The sequence below is a fragment of the Allobosea sp. LjRoot9 genome (assembly GCF_964252745.1).
In the GTDB taxonomy this organism is placed as follows: Bacteria; Pseudomonadota; Alphaproteobacteria; order Rhizobiales; family Beijerinckiaceae; genus Allobosea.
This window is the reverse complement of record NZ_CAXUPC020000003.1, coordinates 273617-294486: the sequence shown is the minus strand read 5'-3', so window position 1 is coordinate 294486 and position 20870 is coordinate 273617. Positions and strand designations below refer to the sequence as shown.

25 protein-coding genes are annotated in these 20870 nt (G+C 66.8%); 13 read left to right on the top strand and 12 right to left on the bottom strand.

Going from position 1 to position 20870, the window contains the following annotated elements:
* Window positions 1–145 precede the first annotated feature (145 nt).
* Window positions 146–808, bottom strand: a complete 663-nt coding sequence (locus tag ACSQ3P_RS15905; RefSeq protein WP_436166511.1) for a class I SAM-dependent methyltransferase — start codon at window positions 806–808, stop codon at window positions 146–148.
* The gene (locus ACSQ3P_RS15900; RefSeq protein ID WP_436166510.1) at window positions 805–1959 is read right to left on the bottom strand and encodes a glycosyltransferase family 4 protein; all 1155 of its coding nucleotides are present in this window, start codon (window positions 1957–1959) and stop codon (window positions 805–807) included. Before ACSQ3P_RS15900 ends, ACSQ3P_RS15905 begins: the two co-directional genes overlap by 4 nt.
* 202 nt (window positions 1960–2161) lie before the next feature.
* Here ACSQ3P_RS15900 and ACSQ3P_RS15895 point away from each other — a divergent pair, with 202 nt between their 5' ends.
* Window positions 2162–2827, top strand: a complete 666-nt coding sequence (locus ACSQ3P_RS15895) for an aspartate/glutamate racemase family protein (protein ID WP_436166509.1) — start codon at window positions 2162–2164, stop codon at window positions 2825–2827.
* Between the two features lie 20 nt (window positions 2828–2847).
* Window positions 2848–3417, top strand: coding sequence for a chloramphenicol phosphotransferase CPT family protein (locus tag ACSQ3P_RS15890; protein WP_436166508.1), 570 nt, complete (start codon window positions 2848–2850; stop codon window positions 3415–3417).
* An 85-nt stretch (window positions 3418–3502) separates the two neighbouring features.
* Here ACSQ3P_RS15890 and ACSQ3P_RS15885 read toward each other — a convergent pair whose 3' ends face one another.
* From ACSQ3P_RS15885 to ACSQ3P_RS15870, 4 genes are all read right to left on the bottom strand, one after another.
* Window positions 3503–3802: a hypothetical protein gene (locus tag ACSQ3P_RS15885; protein WP_436166507.1), complete on the bottom strand. Its 300-nt coding sequence runs from the start codon at window positions 3800–3802 to the stop codon at window positions 3503–3505.
* A 301-nt stretch (window positions 3803–4103) separates the two neighbouring features.
* Complete coding sequence (locus ACSQ3P_RS15880; protein WP_436166506.1) at window positions 4104–5990, bottom strand: S8 family serine peptidase; 1887 nt, start codon at window positions 5988–5990, stop codon at window positions 4104–4106.
* 65 nt (window positions 5991–6055) lie between these two features.
* Window positions 6056–6739, bottom strand: a complete 684-nt coding sequence (locus tag ACSQ3P_RS15875) for a hypothetical protein (RefSeq protein ID WP_436166505.1) — start codon at window positions 6737–6739, stop codon at window positions 6056–6058.
* A 48-nt stretch (window positions 6740–6787) separates the two neighbouring features.
* Window positions 6788–7357 (bottom strand): sigma-70 family RNA polymerase sigma factor, encoded by a 570-nt coding sequence (locus ACSQ3P_RS15870; RefSeq protein WP_436166504.1) that lies wholly within the window; start codon window positions 7355–7357, stop codon window positions 6788–6790.
* 164 nt (window positions 7358–7521) lie between these two features.
* Between ACSQ3P_RS15870 and ACSQ3P_RS15865 the strand changes: the two genes are divergently transcribed.
* Window positions 7522–8064 (top strand): hypothetical protein, encoded by a 543-nt coding sequence (locus tag ACSQ3P_RS15865; protein ID WP_436166503.1) that lies wholly within the window; start codon window positions 7522–7524, stop codon window positions 8062–8064.
* A 189-nt stretch (window positions 8065–8253) separates the two neighbouring features.
* On the opposite strand, the gene ACSQ3P_RS15860 is transcribed toward ACSQ3P_RS15865, so the two are convergent.
* Complete coding sequence (locus ACSQ3P_RS15860) at window positions 8254–9282, bottom strand: saccharopine dehydrogenase family protein (RefSeq protein ID WP_436166502.1); 1029 nt, start codon at window positions 9280–9282, stop codon at window positions 8254–8256.
* Window positions 9283–9413: 131 nt separating this feature from the next.
* Here ACSQ3P_RS15860 and ACSQ3P_RS15855 point away from each other — a divergent pair, with 131 nt between their 5' ends.
* The 3 genes from ACSQ3P_RS15855 to ACSQ3P_RS15845 all read left to right on the top strand — a co-directional run bounded on the left by ACSQ3P_RS15855 (window position 9414) and on the right by ACSQ3P_RS15845 (window position 11644).
* Window positions 9414–10043, top strand: a complete 630-nt coding sequence (locus ACSQ3P_RS15855) for a TetR/AcrR family transcriptional regulator (protein WP_436166501.1) — start codon at window positions 9414–9416, stop codon at window positions 10041–10043.
* Window positions 10044–10132: 89 nt separating this feature from the next.
* Entirely contained in the window at window positions 10133–11206 is a 1074-nt protein-coding gene (gene hisC / locus ACSQ3P_RS15850) for a histidinol-phosphate transaminase (RefSeq protein WP_436166500.1), read from the top strand.
* Window positions 11207–11233: 27 nt separating this feature from the next.
* Window positions 11234–11644 carry a DUF1801 domain-containing protein gene (locus tag ACSQ3P_RS15845; RefSeq protein WP_436166499.1) on the top strand — a complete coding sequence of 137 codons (411 nt, stop codon included), beginning with the start codon at window positions 11234–11236 and terminating at the stop codon, window positions 11642–11644.
* Window positions 11645–11770: 126 nt separating this feature from the next.
* On the opposite strand, the gene ACSQ3P_RS15840 is transcribed toward ACSQ3P_RS15845, so the two are convergent.
* The 4 genes from ACSQ3P_RS15840 to ACSQ3P_RS15825 all read right to left on the bottom strand — a co-directional run bounded on the left by ACSQ3P_RS15840 (window position 11771) and on the right by ACSQ3P_RS15825 (window position 13632).
* On the bottom strand, window positions 11771–12082 hold the full coding sequence (locus ACSQ3P_RS15840) for a hypothetical protein (protein ID WP_436166498.1): 312 nt from the start codon (window positions 12080–12082) through the stop codon (window positions 11771–11773).
* A 456-nt stretch (window positions 12083–12538) separates the two neighbouring features.
* A complete protein-coding gene (locus ACSQ3P_RS15835; RefSeq protein WP_092168021.1) occupies window positions 12539–12916 on the bottom strand; it encodes a DUF6481 family protein in 378 nt (125 codons plus the stop codon).
* 86 nt (window positions 12917–13002) lie between these two features.
* On the bottom strand, window positions 13003–13266 hold the full coding sequence (gene rpsU / locus ACSQ3P_RS15830; RefSeq protein WP_069693190.1) for a 30S ribosomal protein S21: 264 nt from the start codon (window positions 13264–13266) through the stop codon (window positions 13003–13005).
* A 156-nt stretch (window positions 13267–13422) separates the two neighbouring features.
* A complete protein-coding gene (locus tag ACSQ3P_RS15825) occupies window positions 13423–13632 on the bottom strand; it encodes a cold-shock protein (RefSeq protein ID WP_068179468.1) in 210 nt (69 codons plus the stop codon).
* Window positions 13633–13939: 307 nt separating this feature from the next.
* On the opposite strand from ACSQ3P_RS15825, the gene proB reads away from it, so the two are divergent.
* The 5 genes from proB to rlmH all read left to right on the top strand — a co-directional run bounded on the left by proB (window position 13940) and on the right by rlmH (window position 18014).
* Window positions 13940–15064: a glutamate 5-kinase gene (proB, locus tag ACSQ3P_RS15820; RefSeq protein WP_436166497.1), complete on the top strand. Its 1125-nt coding sequence runs from the start codon at window positions 13940–13942 to the stop codon at window positions 15062–15064.
* 102 nt (window positions 15065–15166) lie between these two features.
* Window positions 15167–16408 carry a glutamate-5-semialdehyde dehydrogenase gene (locus ACSQ3P_RS15815; protein WP_436166751.1) on the top strand — a complete coding sequence of 414 codons (1242 nt, stop codon included), beginning with the start codon at window positions 15167–15169 and terminating at the stop codon, window positions 16406–16408.
* Window positions 16405–17034 carry a nicotinate-nucleotide adenylyltransferase gene (locus ACSQ3P_RS15810; RefSeq protein WP_436166496.1) on the top strand — a complete coding sequence of 210 codons (630 nt, stop codon included), beginning with the start codon at window positions 16405–16407 and terminating at the stop codon, window positions 17032–17034. The genes ACSQ3P_RS15815 and ACSQ3P_RS15810 overlap by 4 nt, the downstream gene beginning before the upstream one ends.
* Before the next feature lie 124 nt (window positions 17035–17158).
* On the top strand, window positions 17159–17515 hold the full coding sequence (gene rsfS / locus ACSQ3P_RS15805; protein WP_244546325.1) for a ribosome silencing factor: 357 nt from the start codon (window positions 17159–17161) through the stop codon (window positions 17513–17515).
* Window positions 17516–17534: 19 nt separating this feature from the next.
* The gene (rlmH, locus tag ACSQ3P_RS15800; RefSeq protein WP_436166495.1) at window positions 17535–18014 is read left to right on the top strand and encodes a 23S rRNA (pseudouridine(1915)-N(3))-methyltransferase RlmH; all 480 of its coding nucleotides are present in this window, start codon (window positions 17535–17537) and stop codon (window positions 18012–18014) included.
* Window positions 18015–18133: 119 nt separating this feature from the next.
* On the opposite strand, the gene ACSQ3P_RS15795 is transcribed toward rlmH, so the two are convergent.
* Window positions 18134–18430, bottom strand: coding sequence for a hypothetical protein (locus ACSQ3P_RS15795; protein WP_436166494.1), 297 nt, complete (start codon window positions 18428–18430; stop codon window positions 18134–18136).
* A gap of 45 nt (window positions 18431–18475) precedes the next feature.
* Between ACSQ3P_RS15795 and ACSQ3P_RS15790 the strand changes: the two genes are divergently transcribed.
* Window positions 18476–19435, top strand: a complete 960-nt coding sequence (locus ACSQ3P_RS15790) for a murein hydrolase activator EnvC family protein (protein ID WP_436166493.1) — start codon at window positions 18476–18478, stop codon at window positions 19433–19435.
* Complete coding sequence (locus tag ACSQ3P_RS15785; protein WP_436166492.1) at window positions 19435–20778, top strand: S41 family peptidase; 1344 nt, start codon at window positions 19435–19437, stop codon at window positions 20776–20778. Before ACSQ3P_RS15790 ends, ACSQ3P_RS15785 begins: the two co-directional genes overlap by 1 nt.
* Window positions 20779–20870 lie beyond the last annotated feature (92 nt).

The following is a 20870-nucleotide window of genomic DNA, read 5'->3' as shown; positions in this document are numbered from 1 at the left end:
AGCCCGGAACCCACGACCGGGTGATACACCCTTGCCGTCGTGGGGTCTCACCCGGTCGTGGGTTCCGGGTTCGCCACGGAGTTTGCCCTTGGGCCGACCAAAGGTCGGACCCGAGGCGACGCCCCGAAATGACCCGGTGTGCTCGTCAGCCCCGTAGCCGCCAGACCGAGCTCTGCTTGATCTCGGCATCCTCGAGAGAGCGCGTCACCGGCACCTGATAGGTCGCCAGCGCCTCCAGCCTGTCGCGAGGCAGATAGCTGCGGCCGGGATCGCCGATCAGCACGGTCGCGCCACGCGCCTGCAATTGCGAGAGCCAGTCAATGATGCTCTCCGCCATCGCGCGCTCATAGCAGACATCGCCGGCGCAGATGACGTCCCAGCCCTCGTCGCGGCCGATCAGATCGTCGAGCAGAACCTCGACGTGAACGCCGTTGGCCTGCGCGTTGAGGCCGATCGCCTCGCCGGCGAAGGCGTCGATGTCGCAAGCTTCGACCCGCGCTGCACCGGCCTTGGCGGCGGCAATCGCCACGAGCCCCGAGCCGCTGGCGAAATCGAGCACGCGCTTGCCGGCCACGTTTCCCGGCTGATCGATGAGATAGCGCGCCAACGCCTGCCCGCCGGCCCAGGCAAAGGCCCAGAACGGCGGCGGCAGGCCGAGGGTGGCGAGCTCATCCTCGGTCTTCTGCCAGAGCTCCGTCGCCTCCTCGGCGACATGGAGCGAAATCTCCGGCGCATGCGGCACCGGCAGCAACCGCGTCTGCGCCAGGATGAAGCCGCGCCGGTCGAGCCCTATGGCTACGGCGCTCACGCCGCGACCTCAGTCGTCGGCTGGTCCAGCAGGCCGCGATAGAGCGCCTTGACCGCGTTCATCACATCGCGCTCGGTATAGCCGTCGATCAACCTTGCGCGCGCGCTCGTGCCCATGCGCTCGGCCAGCGCCGGCGCGCCGGCGAAGGTAATCAGCGCCTTGGCGAGCGCGGCGGCGTCGTCCGAGGGCACCACGATGCCGTCGCGCCCGTCGCGGACGAAGCTGCGGCAGCCCGGCACATCCGTGGTCAGGATCGCGCGGCCGCAGGCCGCCGCCTCCAGGATCGTGCGCGGCAAACCCTCGCCGCCGCGCGAGGGCAGGATGCAGAGATGGTGCTGGCGCCAGACGCCCTCGATATCGCGTGTCGGGCCGGCCCAATTGATGCCCGGCCGGGCCGCCCATCGCTTCAGCGTCGCCTCGGGAATCGCCTTGGGATTGGACGGGTCCGGCGCGCCATGCACCGTGAGCTCGACGCGCGCGCCCTCCGCCCGCGCCAATCGCACCGCCTCGACCGCGAGATCGACGCCCTTCGACCAGAGCATGCGCGCGACCAGCGCGACCTTGAGCGGTGGGGTCGCCGGCATTGGCTCCGGCATCAGGATCAAGGGATCGACGCCCGCGCCGCCAACGATCGCAACCTTGCTCGCATCCTGCGGATCGAAACCCAGCGAGACGGGATCGTCGGGGTTCTCGAACAGGAAGCGGGTTTGCGGCCCGTCGATCGCCGCACGCAGCCAGAACCGGACGGCCAGCCGCGCCGCGCCCGCGACCAGGCCCTGCTTGGCGCCGAGGAAGCCCAACCCAGTCAACGCATAGACGCGGCGCTCGACGCCCGCGAGCTTGCCGGCGAGGCCGGCGAGCACGATCGGCTTCAAGGCGATGCAATGCAGGATGTCGGGCCGCTCGGCCTCGATCAGGCGCTTCAGCGCCGCGATCTGGCGGTAAAGCGCGCGCGGATCGAGGCTGCGGCGCTCAGCCTCCAGCGCGATCAGACGGGCTCCCGTCGCTTCGATGACGCGGCGGTGATGACGCTCGCGGGCGATGACGACGACGTCGAAATCAAGCTCGCGCGCAGCCCGCGCCATCGGCAGGAAATGCGACGCGAAGAACCAGTCTTCCGTGGCGACGAAGAGGAGTTTGGGGCGACGCATGGCGCGACATCAGGCGCAAGCGGCGCGGAAGGTCAAGCGGGAGTGGGGTGTTGGGCGGAGTCGCCGGTAATCGAACCGCGTGATCCGGAGCCTGCCGCCAAGTGATCTGTCCGGCATCCAGAGCAATTCCTGATCTGCCGTATCACAGAAATCGAATAGTCAGCGGCAGCCCGGTCGGGTCTTGCTCGCAATACGCCCTGCCTTGAAAGACAACGTCGTGAACATAACCTGCCTGCACACGGCCGAAAGCAATGTCGCCGTTTTTGACGCCGCCGCTCACGCGCTTGGAATCCCCAAGGGGGTTCTGCGCCATGAGGTGCGGGCGGAGCTTCTCGCGGCGGCAGAAGCAGCTGGCCGCCTCACTCCGGAGATCGTCCAGGTGACGGGTTCGGCTCTGCTGGGTCTTTGTCATGATACCGACGCCGTCATTCTGACTTGCTCTACGCTGGGGCCCACTGTTTCCACCATCGCGGGGGCTGCAGGCGTGCCTGTCCTGAGAGTGGACGGCGCCTTGGCTGAGAGGGCGGCGAGTGTCGGCGGAAAGGTCATCGCTCTCTGCGCCGTCGAAACGACCGTGGCGCCGACGACAGAACTCTTTGCCGAAGCGGCCAGGCGATCGAGAGCCTCCGTTGAAGTCCGCCTCGTCGCCGGTGCATGGGCCTTGTTCAAGGCCGGAGACAGCGACGGATATCTCGCAGCCATCGCGAACGCTGCCGACGCGGCCTATGATGACGGCGCATCGATCGTCGCTTTGGCCCAGGCGTCGATGGCGGGCGCGGCCGGGTTCGTGAAGAAGGGCCCGAAGCCGATGAGCAGCCCGACCGCTGGCTTGGCCGCGGCAATGGAAAGAGTGCTGCAGCGGTCCTAATGTTTTGAGGCCACCGGAACATGTCTGAACCCAGCACGGTGACAGTCGGAAAGGTCATCCTCCTCAACGGCGCCTCCAGCAGCGGGAAATCCACCCTCGCCCGCGCTGTCCAGGCCAGGATCGGCGAGTCCTTCTGGCACATCTCGATCGACCATCTGCGGGATGCCGGCGTCCTTCCATCCGCTCGCATCAAGAGCGGCGAATTCAAATGGGCCGAGATCCGCGGCGTCTTCTTTGCTGGCTTTGAACGTTCGCTGACCGCCTATCTCGATTGCGGCAACAATCTCATCGTCGAATACATCATGGAGAATCGCGAGTGGCTGCAGCGAACCGCCCGGCTCCTGAAGGGATATGACGTGTTCTTCGTCGGCATCCATTGCTCATTGGAGGAGTTGGAACGCCGCGAGATCGCGAGAGCCGATCGACCGATCGGCGATGCCCGTCGGGACTATCACGCCATCCACGCCTATTGCGCCTACGACGCCGAGTTCGACAGCACCTTGCTGCCTGAGGAGAACGCCGAGCGCTTGATCGCACTCTGGCTGGAACGCCCGCGCCCCTCGGCCTTGGAGCAGTTTGCGGAGGCCTAAGCCTGGCTTCCTTCGCAAAACGCCGCCGGCTCCCTCGGCATTTCGCCCAGAGAGCCGATCGGACGATCCATCGTGAAGCGCGGGCTCAGTAGAGGCTGCAGACCTTGCGGTAGCCGACGACCTCGCCGAAGCGGTTGACGCGCTCGACCATCTCGCAGCGGCGCACCGGAGCATCCTCCTCATAGACGGGCTCGGCATAGGCGCGGTTGGCGGAGGCCGCGAGCAGGCCGCCGACGGCGAGCGCTCCGACGATGCCGGCGCCGACGCCCCAGCCATGGCCGCGATGGCGCGTATACGCTTCGGCGCTGCCTGCACCGGCGAGAATGGCGGTGGAGAGGGTGAGAGCGGCCAGAGCGGCGGTCGCGGTCTTCTTGAAGCTGGTCATGATGGTATCTCCCGAGGTCCAGTCGGGGGCGAACCATTCGCCCTCCATGAGCATTGGTCGCAGCGGACGAGCGGGAGGTTCAAAGGGAAGCGATTATTTTTCGTGGGCTTCCCGAAAGCACATCCTCGCCGTCATTCCGGGGCGGCCCGCAGGGCCGAGCCCGGAACCCATAACCGCAGGTGGAAAAGACAGCGTGCTCGACCGAGCCGCCTCGTTCGGCAATGACAGCGGTTATGGGTTCCGGGCTCTTCGCTACGCGAAGCCCCGGAATGACGGCCGTGGATGAAGGCAACTGAATGCCTCAGGGCCTCGCCGCCGAGACCGGCAGCGTCCGCGCCAGGGCGGCAGGCGCATCGACGCGGCCGGCGCCGAAGATCGGGTTGCGGCCCTTGCCGCCGAGATCGATGGCGCTCTCCATCAGGAGCTTGCGCACGCCTTCCAGCTCGAGATCCGGGCGCTTCTCCAGAAGCAGCGCTACCAGCCCCGAGACATGGGCGGCTGCGATCGAGGTGCCCGAGGAAAAGGCGTAGCGCCCTTCCGGCTCGGCCGCGAGCACATCGACGCCCGGCGCCGCGACCGCGATATAGCTGCCGCGATTGGCCTGCGCGAAGGGCTTGTCCTGCGCGTCGGTCGCGGTGACCGCGATGACGTTGGGATCGGCGCCGGGATAGAGCGGAGCGGCATTCGCGCCGCCATTGCCGGCGGCCGCGACCGCAACCATGCCCTTGGTCTTGGCTCCTGCGAGCGAACGCGACAGCAAGCGGTCCTGCGGCCCCGCAAAACTCAGATTGACCACCCGCGCCCCCTCACCCGCCGCCCAGTCGAGCGCCGAGAGGATGTGGTAGGTCGTGCCGTTGGCCGAGGCCGGCGCACTGTTGCCGGAAAAAGCGCGCGCCGCGAGCAGGCGCGCCGCCGGGGCGACGCCCTGCAACTGCGCCTGCGCCATGATCGCGCCCGCCATCGCGGTGCCATGGGCATGGGGCGCGGTATCGCCGCCAACCGCATCGAAACTGCCGGCGAGCACGCCCTGCAATTCGGGATGAGCCAGATCCGCACCGGAATCGATCACCGCGACTCGGATCTTCTCGCCGCGAGCCAGCTTGTGGATCGCATCGTAATGCAAGGTCTCGGCGACATATTGCGGCTGCAATTCGCGCTTGGGCGCGACGGAGACCAATGGCGCGACCGGCGGCAATTCGGGCGATGCGATGACGGGCGGCGCTGCCAGGACCGGCGCCGCATCCTCAGGTTTCGGCAGCGAGACGACAGGCTCGTTGGCAGCGCTTGCGGCTTCAGGCACGGCTTGCACGGCCTCGTCCTTGGGCGCTTCCGGCTTCTGCGCATCCTGCTGGAGCGTATAGAGGTAATTCGGCTGCGCGCTGGCGACGCGGGCATCGCCCGCCATCTGCGACAGCACCGTGCGGGCGCTGCGGCCATCGTTCAAACGCGCCCGGATGATGGTCACGCCAGCCAGATCGAAGCGACGGCTCGACATCAGGGTGGCGCGATGACGGCGCAGAACGGCATCGGCTTGAGCATTAGGCGCCAGCTCGACCAGGATCTCGTCGGCCACGAAACGGCGCTCGCTCGCGGCCGGGACGATGATGCGCGGCTGCCCGGGGGCGGGGCGCACCGTCTGTACCGGGGGCGGCGTCCGGCGCGCTGGCGCGGCGGCGCGCTCCGGAGCCGGCCGGCGCGGATGCCGCAGCACCGGCTCGTCGAGATCGTCACCATCGAGGATGATCGGCCGCCTCGGCCGACGCGGCAAAACCGGCTCGGGCTCATCAGGATCGTAGACCGGCCGCCGCGCCGCCTGGTCGAGGATGATGCCACCGATGATCCCGGCGCCGATGCCGACCGCGGCAGGACCCCAGCCACCACCTCGCCCTGGATAGCGCGGCGGGCGGCCAGGCCGCCCGGTTTCGACACGCCCAACCCGATCGGGATTGGCGCGGCCGGGCACGGCACTCTCACGGGATGTCGGAATCGCGGTTTGGCTGCGCAGCGCAGGCTGGGCGCGCGTGACGCCCTGCCGCGTCGCCGGATAGTCGAAGTCGCGCGCACCATAGGTCTGGGCGCGGAGCTCCCCGAGGGGGGCGATCAGGCCGAGCAGGAGCGCCAGCGCTGCGCCATGCCGAAGGCGCAGACCAGCGCGGATCATGACGAAGCGATCGACAAAGTGTGACATCACCTTCGTCCCTCTTCCGGGCTTATCATAGCACAAACGTCGTTTCGGCGGCGCATGACGCGGTGTCAGGGTGCAGGCGCAACGAAGCTGACGATGGCGCTCTCCGCCTTCATCCGTGCCGCGATGGCGTCGACTTGCGCCGGTGTCAGCTTCGCATCGCCGATGCGGACCTTGAAGAAGCCGTTGGCGCGCGGTCCGTCGACCACCGAAGCGTCATAGCGCTTGAAGAAAGCGGCGATGTCGCCGGCCTTGGCTTCGGCCGCGAAACTCAGGAGCACGTAGCGGTCAGAGGATTGCACGCCCGGCACCGAGGCTGTCTCGAAACCGCCGCCACCGCCCCGTACGGCAAGGCCGGTGATCGCCACGCCCTGGAGCGCGATCAACGCCAGCGCCGCGGCGCTGGCGTAAGCGAGCCGACGCGGCGGCTGGGCCGCGAGCCACTGCCCGAACCAGCCCAGGAGGCCACTCCTGGCGCGGGACAAGAGCGGCGCCTGCTTCGGCTCGGCTTCGATGCCGGCCATCAAACGATCGAGTGCCCGCGGTGACGGCGCGCCGAGCTGCTCGTTGAACAGGATGGTCTCGGCCATGTCGTCGCGGATGATGTCGAGCCGCAGGCGCAGTTCGGGATCAGCCGTGAGCGCCGTCTCGATGCGCAGCTTGTCGGCCGCCGAAATCCGGCCATTGGCATAGAAGGGCAGCAACTGCTCGAGTTCGACGCGCTTCGGGTCGGTCGCGATGTTGTCAGTCATGACAGACCTCCCTGCGAGATCGTGTGAGTGGAGAAACGCATCGGCATGTCATGGCCAGCCTCGGTCGATGCCTGCTGTTTTGAGCAGTTCGCCCAGCTTCTTGCGGGCGTGAAACAAGCGCGTCTTGACCGTGTTTTCGGGGATGCCGACGATGCGGGCGACCTCCTCGACCGAAGTCTCGTGATAATAGACCAGGTCGATGACCTCGCGATGCTCAAGGCTGAGCTTGCCGAGGCAGGCGCGGATCGCCAGGCCCTTGTCCTGCTTCTGCAGCACGATCTCTGGGTCGTCGGCCTCGTCCTCGATGCTTTCGGCGAAATCGTCGTCGAGCCCGGCCTCACGCCGCTTGCGCAGCAGCGAATAGGCCTTGTTGCGGGCAATCGCGAGCAGCCAGGTCGCGACCGAGGCGCGTGCCTCGAAACGATCGGCCTGTCGCCAGAGATCCATGAAGACGTCACTGATCACATCCTCCGCCATCGTCTCGTCGCGGACGAGCCGCAGCACGAAACGGTAGACCCGAATTTGGTGCCGCGAGAACAGCACCTGCATTGCGAGCCGGTCGCCCGAGGCGATCCGCTTGACGAGGTCGTCGTCCGATTCCGTATGCATCGCCCTCAAGGCCCGGCATTCCGGCTCGCAAGAGTTGGTCGCAGCGAGCGCGTGAAAGGTTCAATCGGAAACGAGATTAATCGGCCCCACGCATTGCGCCAGTGTTTCCGTGTGTTTCGGGACAGGTGGAGCGCGTAACAGTAAGAAGGCGTTGGCTCAGCGAGAGGCGGACCGTGATCAAGGCACTGATCGAAATGGCGTTCGCGGCGACGGCTCGATATCGGGAAACTGCCGACGAAGCGTTTCGCCCGAAGCTGCTGCCGCCCGAGCCGTTCAGCAAGGGTGTTCCAACGCTGCAAGCCGGCGTCTATCGGCCCGTCAGCCCCATGCTGAAGGAGCGCTTCGAGCGATGTGGCCGCTGGACGGTCGCCAGCCACGGAGACTGGCTCTCGGCTGCAGACATGGAGCGCCTTTGGTCGGAAGCCGATACGGCCGCCGACGCTCTGCTCTACGGGATAAAGCAGTCGCAGATCGCAGCGGCGGAAGGCTGGCCGAATGAAGCCTCCACCCTGTTCCGGCCAGAACGGCTCTCCCTCTTTGCCGGCAGCGAGTACAGCTATGAGAGGATCTACCTGCTCTGGATCGAGTTCGAGGACGAGCCGGAACTCTGGGTTTACGATGCCAATGGCGAGTCCCGCTATCGTGACCTGTCGACCTATCTGCAGGCCTACCTCGCGGAGGATGTCAGCGCGGCCTCGCAGTCCTGGCGCGCCTGACCATCGCTGGCCGAACTTCGAAGCCCCCCTCCCGAATCCTCGGCACGGAAACCGTGTTTGCCGATACCGCCATCCCGCGCGATGGCGGCCCAAATCACGCAGCCTCTTCGACACGCCCGGCGCAGCGAAAACGGCTGGCGAAGTGCCTGCGTGGCCGCCGCTGCGATGATCCTGCCGCGCAGCCCCTGATCAGGACAAGACGAGGTCGGGGGCGAGCGCCGCCAGGAAGTTCGCGGCGTCGAACAGCGCGCCCGGAGCGAAGACGCCGCCCTGTGCCGTCTCGATGCTCAGGATTCGCTCGACGGCCTCGACGACCAGAGGCGCGGTGATCGCATAGATGTCCCGTCCGCGGGCCGCCGCCCGGCGCACCGTGCTTCCCCGGCGGATTTCGACCTCCACGAGGAAGGTTTGCGCCGAGCGTCCCGAGGCGTCGGCCGCAACCGGCGCAGGGGTTGTCGTGTCTCGAAGATCGCGCAGCGGCGCCGTGTTCAGATAGGTGTGGAGTTCGGACAGTTGAAGATGGCGCCCGATCAGGACCGCCTCGGTGAAGGGCAGCTCGACCATCTCCTGTGCGCCGAAGGGTTCCGCAAACGACCAGACGGCATTCGGCGCCGGATCGGCCAGCGGCTGCAGCGCCCCTCCGGAGATCGTCACGCGACGGGCGGTGTTGCGCTGCCCTGTGATGCGCGTCCCCTCAGTCGGTTCCCAACTGTCCAGAGCGATCCCGATGCGCGCCTCATCGGCGCGGGTCCAGTCGCCCATGGCGGCGGTCGCCAGGAGGTCGCTCAGACCGCCATAGAAGCCCATAGCGGGGATGACGGCCACGCCGGCCGCTTCGGCGGCCGAGGCATAGCGCGCGAAGGTCACCTGGGCGCTGCCTTGCTCCGCCGTCACGTCGAGATAGTGGATGCGCGCCTGCAATGCCGCCGAGACCAGGGGCTCGGCCGTATCGAGGAACGGTCCGGCGCAGTTGATGATCGCAGCGGCCCCATCAAGGGCGCGGGCGAGCGAGGCGGGATCCTCAAGGCTGGCGACGACCTGTCTGACGCCCGTGGGGAAGTTGGCCGCCGCCAGCCTGGCTGCGTCGCGCCCGATCGCGATGGCCCTGAAGCCACGTCGCGACAGCTCCCGAACCACGAAGCGGCCGGTATGTCCGGAGGCCCCGTAGACCGCAACCACCGGCCGGGTGCTCTCTGCTCTCAAAAGCTGATCAGTCATGTTTTCCTCAGCGCTACAGACCTGTCTGTTCCTTTTAGTTACAGACAGGTCTGTAGCGCGTCAAGCGTGAAGCTGCTATCTCTGCCGATGCCAGAAGAACGGCACATGAGAACGACACATGAGAGCGGCACATGAAGACTGAGCAGGCGGGCGGCCAGCCCAGCGCGGAAACCGGCCAGGTCGACATGCGCGAGCGGATCCTCGCGATCGCCTCCGACCTTTTCTACCGTCGGGGCGTGCGGGCTGTCGGCGTCGATCTGGTCGTCGAGGCGGCAGGCATCGCGAAGACGAGCCTCTATCGTCACTTTCGCACGAAGGACGATCTCATCGCCGCATTTCTGCAGCGGGAGGACGAGGATTTCTGGGCGTGCTGGGATCGCGTGGCGGCGCCCCATGGACAGGACGGCGAAGCCGAGCTCGCGGCGCACATGGCCTGGATCGGAGAGCGGGTTGGCCGCCCCAATTATCGCGGCTGCCCCCAACTCAACGTCGCCGCCGAGTTCCCCGACGAGGATCACCCGGCCCGGATCGTCGCCCGAACGCACAAGCAGGAACTGCGTCGCCGTCTGCGCGGCATCGCCGAGCGACTGCGGGTCGACCGGCCCGACGAGCTTGCCGCCCAGTTGGCGGTGGTCATCAACGGGGCCTTTGTCAGCTCCCAGATTCTGGCCGACGACGACGCGACGGCGATCCTCCTCCAAATGGCGCGTGCCCTGATCGCGGCGGCCCGGACAGCTCATCGGGGAGCATCGCGGCCGTAACCACTGGCCAAAGGTTAACGGATCTCAACCTTGACCGCGGGAGTCCGAACCCTCATCACGCGATGGACATGGCAGCGGGAGAGGCTTGCATGAGCCGCTATTGGTCGGAGCTTGCCCGGGGTCTGTCGCCCTATGTGCCGGGCGAACAGCCCCGGATTCCAGGGTTGGTGAAGCTGAACACCAATGAGAGCCCGTTTGGGCCGTCCCCAATGGTGCTCGAAGCCATTCGGTCCGCCGCCACCGAGACGCTGCGCCTCTATCCGGACCCACAATCCACGCGGCTGCGGGAGGTGCTGGCCGAGCATCACGGCGTCGCGCCCGAACAGGTTTTTGCCGGAAACGGCTCAGACGAGGTGCTCGCCCATGCCTTCGCGGCGCTGCTGAAGCAGCCCGCGCCCCTGCTGTTTCCCGACGTCACCTACGGCTTCTATCCCGTCTACTGCCGGCTGTTCGGCATCGCGCATGAGACGGTCCCGCTCGACGGCGGGATGCGCGTCCGCATCGCCGATTATCTCGACCGGGGCGGCGCCATCATCATTCCCAACCCGAACGCGCCGACCGGGATCGCGCTGCCGCAGGCGGAGATCGAACGGCTCGTGAGCGCGCGGGCCGATGCGCCTGTGGTGATCGACGAGGCCTATGTCGATTTCGGCGCGGACAGCGCCATTCCCCTGATCCGCGACCATCCCAATCTGCTGGTGGTCCAGACCCTGTCGAAATCGCGCGCGCTCGCCGGCCTCCGCGTCGGTTACGCGATTGGCGACCAGGCGCTGATCGAAGCCCTGACGCGGGTGAAGGACAGCTTCAACTCCTATCCGCTCGGGCGCCCGGCTCAGGCGGGCGCCATCGCCGCTATCCAGGACGAAGCCTATTTCCAAGAGACGCGATCGGCCATCATCGCCAATCGCGAGAGCCTGACCGCGTCCTTGATCCGGCTTGGCTTCGATGTGCTGCCGTCCAGCGCCAACTTCGTCTTCGCCCGCCACCCCGGCCACACCGGCCAGGCCCTCTCAGTGGCGCTGCGCGAGCGCGCCGTGCTCGTCAGGCATTTCTCCGGTCCGCGCCTATCCGACTTCATCCGGATCACCATCGGGTCGAAGCCGGAACTCGACCGCCTGACGGAGGCGCTGGCAGAGTGTCTTGCGACGCCATCGAACGCATAGAAAAAGAAGCCGAGGGGGAGCGACGATATGAAAAAGACCGCAACGACCACGGGCGAATCCCCTTCAAGCGAATCCCCTGCGCGATTGATCGATGCGAAAATCGAGGAATTGGGCGACTGGAGGGGCAAGACACTCTCCCAAATCCGTGCGCTCATCCGGCAGGCGGACCCCGAAGTGGTCGAGGAGTGGAAATGGCGGGGCGTGCCGGTATGGTCTCACGCCGGAATCATCTGCACCGGCGAGACTTATAAGAGCGTCGTCAAGCTGACCTTCGCCAAAGGCGCTTCGCTCGAGGATCCGTCAGCCCTGTTCAACTCCAGCCTCGAAGGCAACACCAGACGCGCCATCGATCTCCATGAGGGCGATGACATCGATCAAGATGCCTTCAAGGCGCTCATTCGGGCGGCCATGGCCCTGAACGGAGCTTCGGCCCGATAAGCGCATACGGCGGCATGCGCACAAACGCCCAATAGAAAAGCCCGCCGGGCTCGGGGCCGGGCAGGCTTTTTCTTGAATCCGGGAAAACCCGCGTCCGCTCAGAGGCAAGACCGTGCGTCTGCCGGTCTAGACGCGCGCGGCGGCCTTCTTCGCTTTTTCGGCGGCCTTGGCTAGCTTTTCCGCCGCCTTGGCGATCTTGTCGGTGCTCGCCTTGGTCTTGGCGGCTTTCGCCGCGGCCTTGGCTTCGATCTGCTCGGCCTTGGCCTGTGCCTGCTCAGCCGCAACGATCGCCGCGGTCTCGGCTTCCACCGCTTCCTTGGCGAGGCGCTGCGCACGCAAGCGGGCCGTCTTCTGCATCACGGCGTCGCGTTCGGCCTGTTCGGCCTCCATCGCGCGCGATGCTTCCTGTTTGCGTGCGTCGGCCTTGTCGAAGGCCATTTGCGCCCGCCGCTTGATTTCGTCGGCGGAGAGTCCTCGCGTCGCCATGGCGGCTCGCTCCGATGCTGCGCTTGAGCCGAGAGGCGAATTCGCGTTTTGGACCGTGCGGCCCGAAACGACCCGTCTCTCTGAGAGGAGGCGTGTCACGCCGGCCGAGGCACAAGGGCCAAGGCCGGAATCGTCGACTGCCGAGCCTCCTGCCGCCGATCGGCCGCGAGCGAGAACCCCGTCAGCTAGAGCGTTTTCGAGCGAAGTGGATACCGGTTCGCGTGAAGAAAACGCTTTAATACAAAGAACCAGAGCGGTTGAACGATCCACTTGGATCGGAAACTGCTCTAGAGCATCGTCAGGCGAGGCAGCTCTCGCCGCTTCACCTAAAGATAATGCACTAAAAGTAAGAATCCAGGGCAACCGAGCGATCCAAGCGGACCGGATCGCCCTGGCAATCGTCTGATATCAGCGGCGGCCCTTGCCGGCGGCGCGGAGCTGGGCGTACTGCACGGCTTCCAGCAGCACCTTGCGCGGACGCTCGGCGTCGCGGCGGGCCTGCTCGGCCTTGCGGGCGGCTTCGCGAGCGATCTCGGCCAGGCGCTCTTCCTCGGCGAGGCGGGCGGCCTCGATGGCGGCCAGACGCTCGGCTTCAGCCCGGGCAGCGGCCTTCTCTGCATCGCGAACCGCGCGCGCATCGGCAATGGCCTGGCGCTCCGCGCGGCGCTGCTGCATGATCGGGTCATCCGGACCCGGCCTCGCCTTGAAACGCTCAAGGAGCGCCTGCTTGGCGGCCGCGGAATTGGCCTTGCGATCAGTGAAGCTGCGGTCGTTCGGGTTCTTCAAGGCTAGCCTTCTCTCGTGTTGTCACGGGCGCGATCTGTGCCCCGCGAGGGGCCAATAATCCAGATCGCGCCGAATTGGTATCCAAATCAACGCGCAGGCGCTGCGCCTCCAGCGCGGACCGGCTTCGGCTTGGGCTTCGGCGCGGCGATCAAGCCTTCGCGCTGCATCTGCTTGCGCGCAACCTTGCGGGCGCGGCGGATGGCGTCGGCCTTTTCGCGAACGCGCTTCTCGGACGGCTTCTCATAAGCCGAACGGCGCTTCATTTCGCGGAAGACGCCTTCGCGCTGCATCTTCTTCTTCAGGACCCGGAGGGCCTGGTCGACATTATTGTCGCGGACGAGAACCTGCATGCCTGTCTCCTGCGTTTATAGTGACGGAAAAAGGGCCGGGCTATGAACCCCGACCCCTCGTCGGACCGCATCGTCGTTGGACCGGAAGGTTCAGGCGCCAGTACATCCGTGGTCGCCAAACCCAAATTCCGATGCCGACAGATGCGGCTTAGCGGCTCACTCAGCGCGGAGCTGGTCGGCAGACATCTTGCCCGAGCGCTTGTCCTGAACCATCTCGTAGGAGATCTTCTGACCTTCCCGGAGATCGCGCATGCCAGCGCGCTCAACGGCGCTGATGTGGACGAACACGTCCTGCCCGCCATCATCCGGCTGAATGAAGCCGAAACCCTTGGTGGAATTGAACCATTTAACTGTGCCAGCGGCCATAACGAAACCTTTCGCTAAGTATGTGGGAGCGCGTGATCGCTCACGCGCAAATTTTCGATTTTTTGAGCGGTGAAGGTCGTCAGCAGGCGCACTCTCATGCGCGGGGCCACGTCGTTCGGCCTAAATATCGACAGGCCTCATATGGGCGCTTGAATCGCCCTTGTCAATGCAACCAGCGGATGAAACCGCTTTCGGCATGGCCGCGCCGCCACCGGCAGCGCTTTACAAGCGCGCCGTTTTCGCCAACAGCCAAAGCCGCAAGTCTTGAAAGTTCAACAAGTCCTGAAAGTTCAAACCGGTCGCAGCCGTGAAGACGCCGTCACTGAACCAGTTCCGCCGCATCGTCGTCAAGGTCGGCTCCAGCCTGCTCGTCGACCGGGCGCGCGGCCGTTTGCGCCAGGCCTGGCTCGCCGCGCTCGCCGAGGACCTCGCCGATCTGCACCAGCGCGGCGCCGATGTGCTCGTCGTCTCATCGGGCGCGATCGCGCTCGGACGGACCGTGCTTGGCCTGCCGTCGGGCCCATTGCGGCTGGAAGAAAGCCAGGCGGCAGCTGCCGTCGGCCAGATCGCGCTCGCCCGGACCTGGGCCGAGGCGCTCGGCCATCACGGCCTCACCGCCGGCCAGATTCTGCTGACGCTCGCCGACACCGAGGAGCGCCGGCGCTATCTCAATGCACGCGCGACGCTGGGCCGCCTGCTCGATCTGCGTGCGATCCCCGTGATCAACGAGAACGACACCGTCGCCACCGCCGAGATCCGCTATGGCGACAATGACCGGCTCGCCGCCCGCGTCGCGACCATGGCCGGCGCCGACCTGCTGGTGCTGTTCTCCGATATCGACGGTCTCTATACCGCCCCGCCCCTCAGCGATCCCGGCGCGCGCCATATCCCGCTGGTCGAGCGCATCACGCCGCAGATCGACGCCATGGCGGGTGGGGCCGCTTCCGAGCTCTCGCGCGGCGGCATGCGCACCAAGATCGAGGCCGGCAAGATTGCAGCCGCCGGCGGCACGCATATGCTGATCGCCGACGGGCGGGGCAAGAACCCGCTCAGTGCCATCGCCGAGGGCGCGCGCTGCACCTGGTTCCTGACCGCCTCCACGCCCGCGACCGCGCGGAAAACCTGGATCGCCGGCTCGCTCGAGCCGCGCGGCGCGCTCCATGTCGACGAGGGTGCGGCACGGGCCCTGCGCGGTGGGGCGAGCCTGCTGCCGGTCGGCGTCAGCCGGATCGAGGGCGATTTCGCGCGCGGCGACGCCGTGCTGATCCGCGATCCGCACGGTACGGTGCTCGGACGCGGGCTCGTCGCTTATGATGCAAACGAGGCGGCGCTGGTGCTCGGCAAGGCCTCGCGCGACATCGAGGCGGTGCTGGGCTATCCCGGCCGCGCTGAGATGATCCATCGGGACGACATGGCGCTGGGCGTCGGCTAAGGTCTGAAGGCATTAAAGGGTTTGGATAGGCCGGTCATGACGAGCGAGAGCGCCCTGCGCGTGGTCTCTTCCGACAAGGAGCGCGGCGATATCGCGGCGCTGATGGGCGATCTCGGCCGGCGCGCGCGCGCAGCCGCCCGTCTGGTCGCGCTTGCCCCGGCGGCAAAACGCGACGCCGCGCTCATCGCGATGGCAGACGTCCTGCGCGCAAGCGCGGCGGATATCCTCGCCGCCAACGCGCTCGATATCGCCGACGCCAAGGCCAATGGCCAGAACGCCGCCTTCATCGACCGGCTGCTGCTCGACCAGACCCGCCTCGACGGCGTGGCAGAGGCCGTCGCTTCCGTGGCCGCCCTGCCTGATCCGGTCGGCCGCGTGCTGGCGAGCTGGACGCAGCCCAATGGCTTGCGCTTCGAGCGTGTCGCGACACCGCTCGGCGTCATCGCCGTGATCTTCGAGAGCCGGCCCAATGTCACGGCGGATGCCGGTGCGCTCTGCCTGAAGAGCGGCAACGCTGCGATCCTGCGCGCCGGCTCCGACAGCTTCCGCACCTCGTCTGCGATCGCCGCCGCCCTGCGCCAGGGGCTGGAAGCGGCGGGTTTGCCGGCCGATGCGATCCAGCTCGTGCCGACCCGCGACCGCGCGGCAGTCGGCGAAATCCTCAAAGGCCTCGACGGCCATGTCGACGTCGTCGTGCCGCGCGGCGGAAAAAGCCTCGTCGCCCGCGTCCAGAGCGATGCCCGCGTGCCGGTCTTCGCCCATCTCGACGGCAACTGCCATGTCTATGTCCATGCCAGCGCCGATCTCGCCATGGCCCGCGAGATCACCCTCAACGCCAAGCTGCGCCGCACCGGCGTCTGCGGCGCGGCCGAGACCCTGCTGGTCGACGAGGCCTGTGCGGCAACGCATCTGAAACCGCTGGTGAGCGCCCTGCTCGACGCCGGCTGCGCCGTGCGCGGCGACGCCGCGACGCAAGAACTCGACGCCCGCGTCTCCCCCGCGACCGAGCAGGACTGGGCGACGGAATTCCTCGACCGCATCATCGCGGTGAAGCTCGTCGCAGGGCTCGACGCCGCGATCGACCATATCGAGCGCTACGGCTCGCATCATACCGAGGCTATCATCGCCAACGACGCCCAGACCGCCCGGCGCTTCCTCGCCGAGGTCGATTCGGCAATCGTGCTGCACAATGCCTCGACCCAGTTCGCCGATGGCGGCGAATTCGGCTTCGGCGCCGAGATCGGCATCGCGACGGGGCGCATGCATGCGCGCGGACCTGTCGGCGTCGAGCAGCTCTGCTCGTTCAAATACCGTGTCCATGGCGACGGCCAGATTCGTTCGTGACGCAGAATCTTGCCTTGAGCAGCGATCACCTGCGGCTGCCGCCCCATGCGCCGGGCCTGCGCATCGGCCTGTTCGGCGGCAGCTTCAACCCGGCCCATGACGGCCACCGCATGGCGAGCCTGACAGCGCTGCGCCGGCTCCAGCTCGACCGCGTCTGGTGGCTGGTGACGCCAGGCAACCCGCTCAAGGACAACGCCGCCCTGCCGCCTTTGGCTGAGCGCGTCGCCTTCGGGCGCAAGATCGCCGACCACGCCCACATCCATGTCACCGGGATCGAGGCGCGGCTGCGCACCCGCTACACCGCCGACACGCTGCGCGCGCTGAAGCTGCGTTGCCCCGGCGTCCACTTCGTCTGGCTGATGGGCTCGGACAATCTCGCCAGCTTCCACCGCTGGAACGAGTGGCGCGCGATCGCCCGGATGATGCCGATCGCGATCATCGACCGGCCGGGCTCGACCCACAGCTCGGTCGCCTCGCCCGCCGCCAACTGGCTCTCACGCTGGCGGATTTCGGAGAGCCAGGGCGCCGCGCTCGCCGGTGCGAAGCCGCCCGCCTGGATCTTCCTGCACGGCCGCCGCTCCGGTCTCTCCTCGACGCAATTACGCGAACAGGCCGAATCCGATTGAATTTTAGCCTCGCTGAGCGTAATTTGATCAGGTCGCGCTGTGAGCGCGTCGTGATCGAGAGGATACGGAACTGAACCGTTCAACCCTTGGTGAAGCCGAGCCCAAGCCGCTTCCCCAGGCCGCTGTGTCGGAAAACCCATCCGCCGACAGCGTAGCCCTCGCATTGCATGTTCTCGAAGAGATGAAGGCCGAAGACGTTACGGTCATCGACCTGGTCGGCAAGACCTCACTGGCTGATGCGATGATCATCGCGTCGGGCCGGGTGAACCGTCATGTCGCCTCCATCGCCGACAGCCTGGTCGAAGCCCTCAAGGCGTCGGGCCTGCCCACGCCCAAGGTCGAGGGCATGCCGGCCTGCGACTGGGTGCTGATCGACACGGGCGACATCATCGTCCACGTCTTCCGCCCGGAAGTGCGCCAGTTCTACAATCTCGAGAAGATGTGGGGCGCCGACAGGCCCAACGAGCGCCTCGTTAGTTAAGGCAGCGAGACGCGCGCCGTTGCGCCTCGCCATCATCGCCATAGGCCGGCTCAAGGACGGGCCGGAACGTGAGTTGTGCGAGCGCTATCGCGAGCGCGCGCTGGCGCTTGGCCGCGGGCTGGGCTTGTCCGGTCCCGAGATCGTCGAGCTCGCCGAGAGCCGCGGCCGCCGGCCCGATGAGCGCAAGCGCGACGAGGCCCAGGCCATCACCGCCAAACTCGCACCCGGGCTGCTGATCGCGCTCGACGAGCGCGGCCGCAGCCTGACCAGCGACGCCTTCGCGGCCAGGATCGAGACCGCGCGCGATGCCGGCACGGCGGCGGCCAGCCTCGTCATCGGCGGCGCGGACGGGCTCAGCGACGAGATCCGCGACCGGGCCGATCTGACGATCGCGTTCGGGGCTTTGACCATCCCGCACCAGATCGTGCGCGCGCTGGCGCTCGAACAGCTCTACAGAGCCATGACGATCATCGCCGGACACCCCTATCATCGCGCATGAGACCATTCCGGCCCCTGATTCGCGGATGGCGCAGCCCGGCCAGCTCACGGCATCGCGGCATGCCGGATAATGGCTTCCGCACGTCCTGCCGGCAGGCCGGCAAAGCCTTTGCAACTCTGTCATTGGCCCTTCTCATCGCCTCGCTCCCTGCCGCCGCTCAATCCCCCGACCCCGAGCAATTGACCCGCGAGGCACAGGCCAAGCAGGTCGAGAAACAGGCCCGCGAGGCCGAGCTCAAGGCGATCGAGCAGCGCCTGGCCGGCAATGCCGAAGCGCGCGGCAAGCTGGAGGCGGAGATCGCCGGCATCCGCGCCGACCGCGCCGCCCTCAACAAGGCCCTGCTCGAGGCGACCCAGCGCACCCAGGCCGTCGAGCGGCGCATCGGTGCGATCGAGGACAGGCTCGGCCTGCTGCAATCCAGCGAAGCGGCGATCCGGCGCTCGCTCGAAGGCCGGCGCGGCTTGATCTCCGAAGTGCTGGCGGCGCTGCAGCGCATCGGCCGGCGTCCGCCGCCGGCGGTGCTGGTGCGCCCCGAGGATATTCTGGAAGCGGTGCGGGCCTCGATGCTGTTGGGCGCGGTCGTGCCCGATCTGCGCCAGGAAATCGAGATCCTGGGCTCGGATCTCGGCGAACTGGTGCGCTTGCGCGAGAACATCACCGGCGACCGCAAGGCCATCACCACCGAGCTGGAAGGCCTGGCGACGGAACGTCAGCGCCTGGCCTCGCTGATCGAGGCCAGGCGCGAGCGCGAAGCGGGCGCCGCTCGCGACGTCGAGGAGCAGCGCAGCGTGGGTGGCGAGCTCGCGGCGCAAGCGCGCTCCCTGCGCGATTTTGTCGAGCGCATGGAAAAAGAGATCTCGACGGCCAATCGCGCCGCCGAGACGGCGCGCCAGGCCCTCGAATCAGAAACCCGCGAGCAGCGCCAGCGCATGGCCGCGCTCGCCTTCAAGGACCCCGCACGGCTCGCGCCCAAGATCGCCTTCGCCGAGGCACGGGGCTTGCTTCCCCTGCCGGCTGCGGGATCACAATTGCGTGGTTTCGGCGAAAGTGACGGCGCAGGCGGCACGACGCGTGGAATATCTGTGAGTACGCGTCCCAATGCCCTAGTTTCGGCACCTTCGGACGCTTGGGTGGTTTATGCGGGTCCCTTCCGCTCCTTCGGGCAACTCTTGATCCTGAATGCCGGCGGAGGGTACTATTTGCTGCTGGCCGGAATGCAGCGCATCGACGTATCGCTGAATCAGTTCGTCCTCGCGGGAGAACCGGTTGCGGTGATGGGCGAAACGTCGGAAGCTGCCGCGACGATCGTAGGTTCTGGGACCGGACAACCGGTTCTTTATATTGAGTTCAGAAAAGACGGCGTTTCGGTCGATCCGACGCCGTGGTGGACGAAATCGCAAGGCGAAAAGGTTCGCGGATGATGCGCAAGGTTTCCCTCGTTTTCGCCGGTGCGGTCATGGGCGCCGGCCTGACCGGTCTGGTCACCCAGACAAAGCTGTTCACCTCGACCAGCGCGGTTGCGGCCTCCGCCGAGGTCTATCGCAGTCTCAATCTGTTCGGTGACATCTTCGAGAAGATCCGCACCGATTATGTCGAGAAGCCGGATGAACAGAAGCTGATCGAGGCCGCGATCAACGGCATGGTCTCTTCGCTCGATCCGCATTCGGGCTATCTCGACGCCAAGAGCTTCCGCGACATGGACACCGACATGCGCGGCCAGTTCGGCGGACTCGGCATCGAGGTCACGATGGAGGACGGCGTCCTCAAGGTCGCCAAGCCGATCCGTGACACGCCCGCCTCCAAGGCCGGCATCCTCTCCAACGACATCATCCGCCAGATCGATGGCGACGAGGTCAAGGGCCTGAGCCTGACCCAGGCCGTCGAGAAGATGCGCGGCATCATCAACACCCAGGTCAAGCTCAAGATCGAGCGCCCGGGCAAGACCGACCCGCTTGAATTCACCCTGACCCGCACCACCATCGTGGTGCCGGCTGTCGAGGAACGTGTCGAGAACGATGTCGGCTATATCCGCATCGGCACCTTCAGCGAACAGACCTATGAGGGCCTGCGCAAGGGCATCGAGAAGGTCAACACCGAGATCGGCAAGGACAAGATCAAGGGCTACGTCATCGACCTTCGCAACAATCGTGGCGGCCGTCTCGACCAGTCCGTGCTGGTCTCCAACGCCTTCCTCGAGCGCGGCAAGATCGTCTCGACGCGCGGGCGCAACGCCGAGGAGACGCAGGTCTTCAACGCCAAGCCCGGCGGCGACCTGACCAAGGGCAAGCCCGTCGTGGTGCTGATCAACGGCTCCTCCGCCTCGGCGGCCGAGATCGTCGCCGGCGCGCTGCAGGACCACAAGCGCGCGACCATCATGGGCACGCGCTCCTTCGGCAAGGGCTCGGTCCAGACCGTGATCCCGCTCGGCGCCAATGGCGGCCTGCGCCTGACCACGGCGCGCTACTACACCCCGTCCGGCAACTCGATCCAGGCCAAGGGCATCACGCCCGATGTCGAGGTCGCGCAGGAGATCCCGGCCGAGCTCAAGGACAAGCTCGGCGAGAGCAAGGGCGAGGCCTCGCTCAAGGGCCATCTCAAGACGGTCGACGGTAAGGAAGAGCAGTCCGGCTCGGCCTCCTACGTGCCCAACGATCCGTTGAAGGACACGCAGCTGATCGCGGCGCTCGACCTGCTGCGCGGCGTCAAGAAGGACGCCGCCGCGCCTGCGCCGACGCCCGCCCCCGAGGCGCCGAAGCCGAACTGAGCACGGGAGACGCGCCGCCCGGCACTCGACGCGCGGCTCGCCACACGACAAGACTAGACGCGCGGGCCGTTGATTCGGGCCGCGCGATCGTG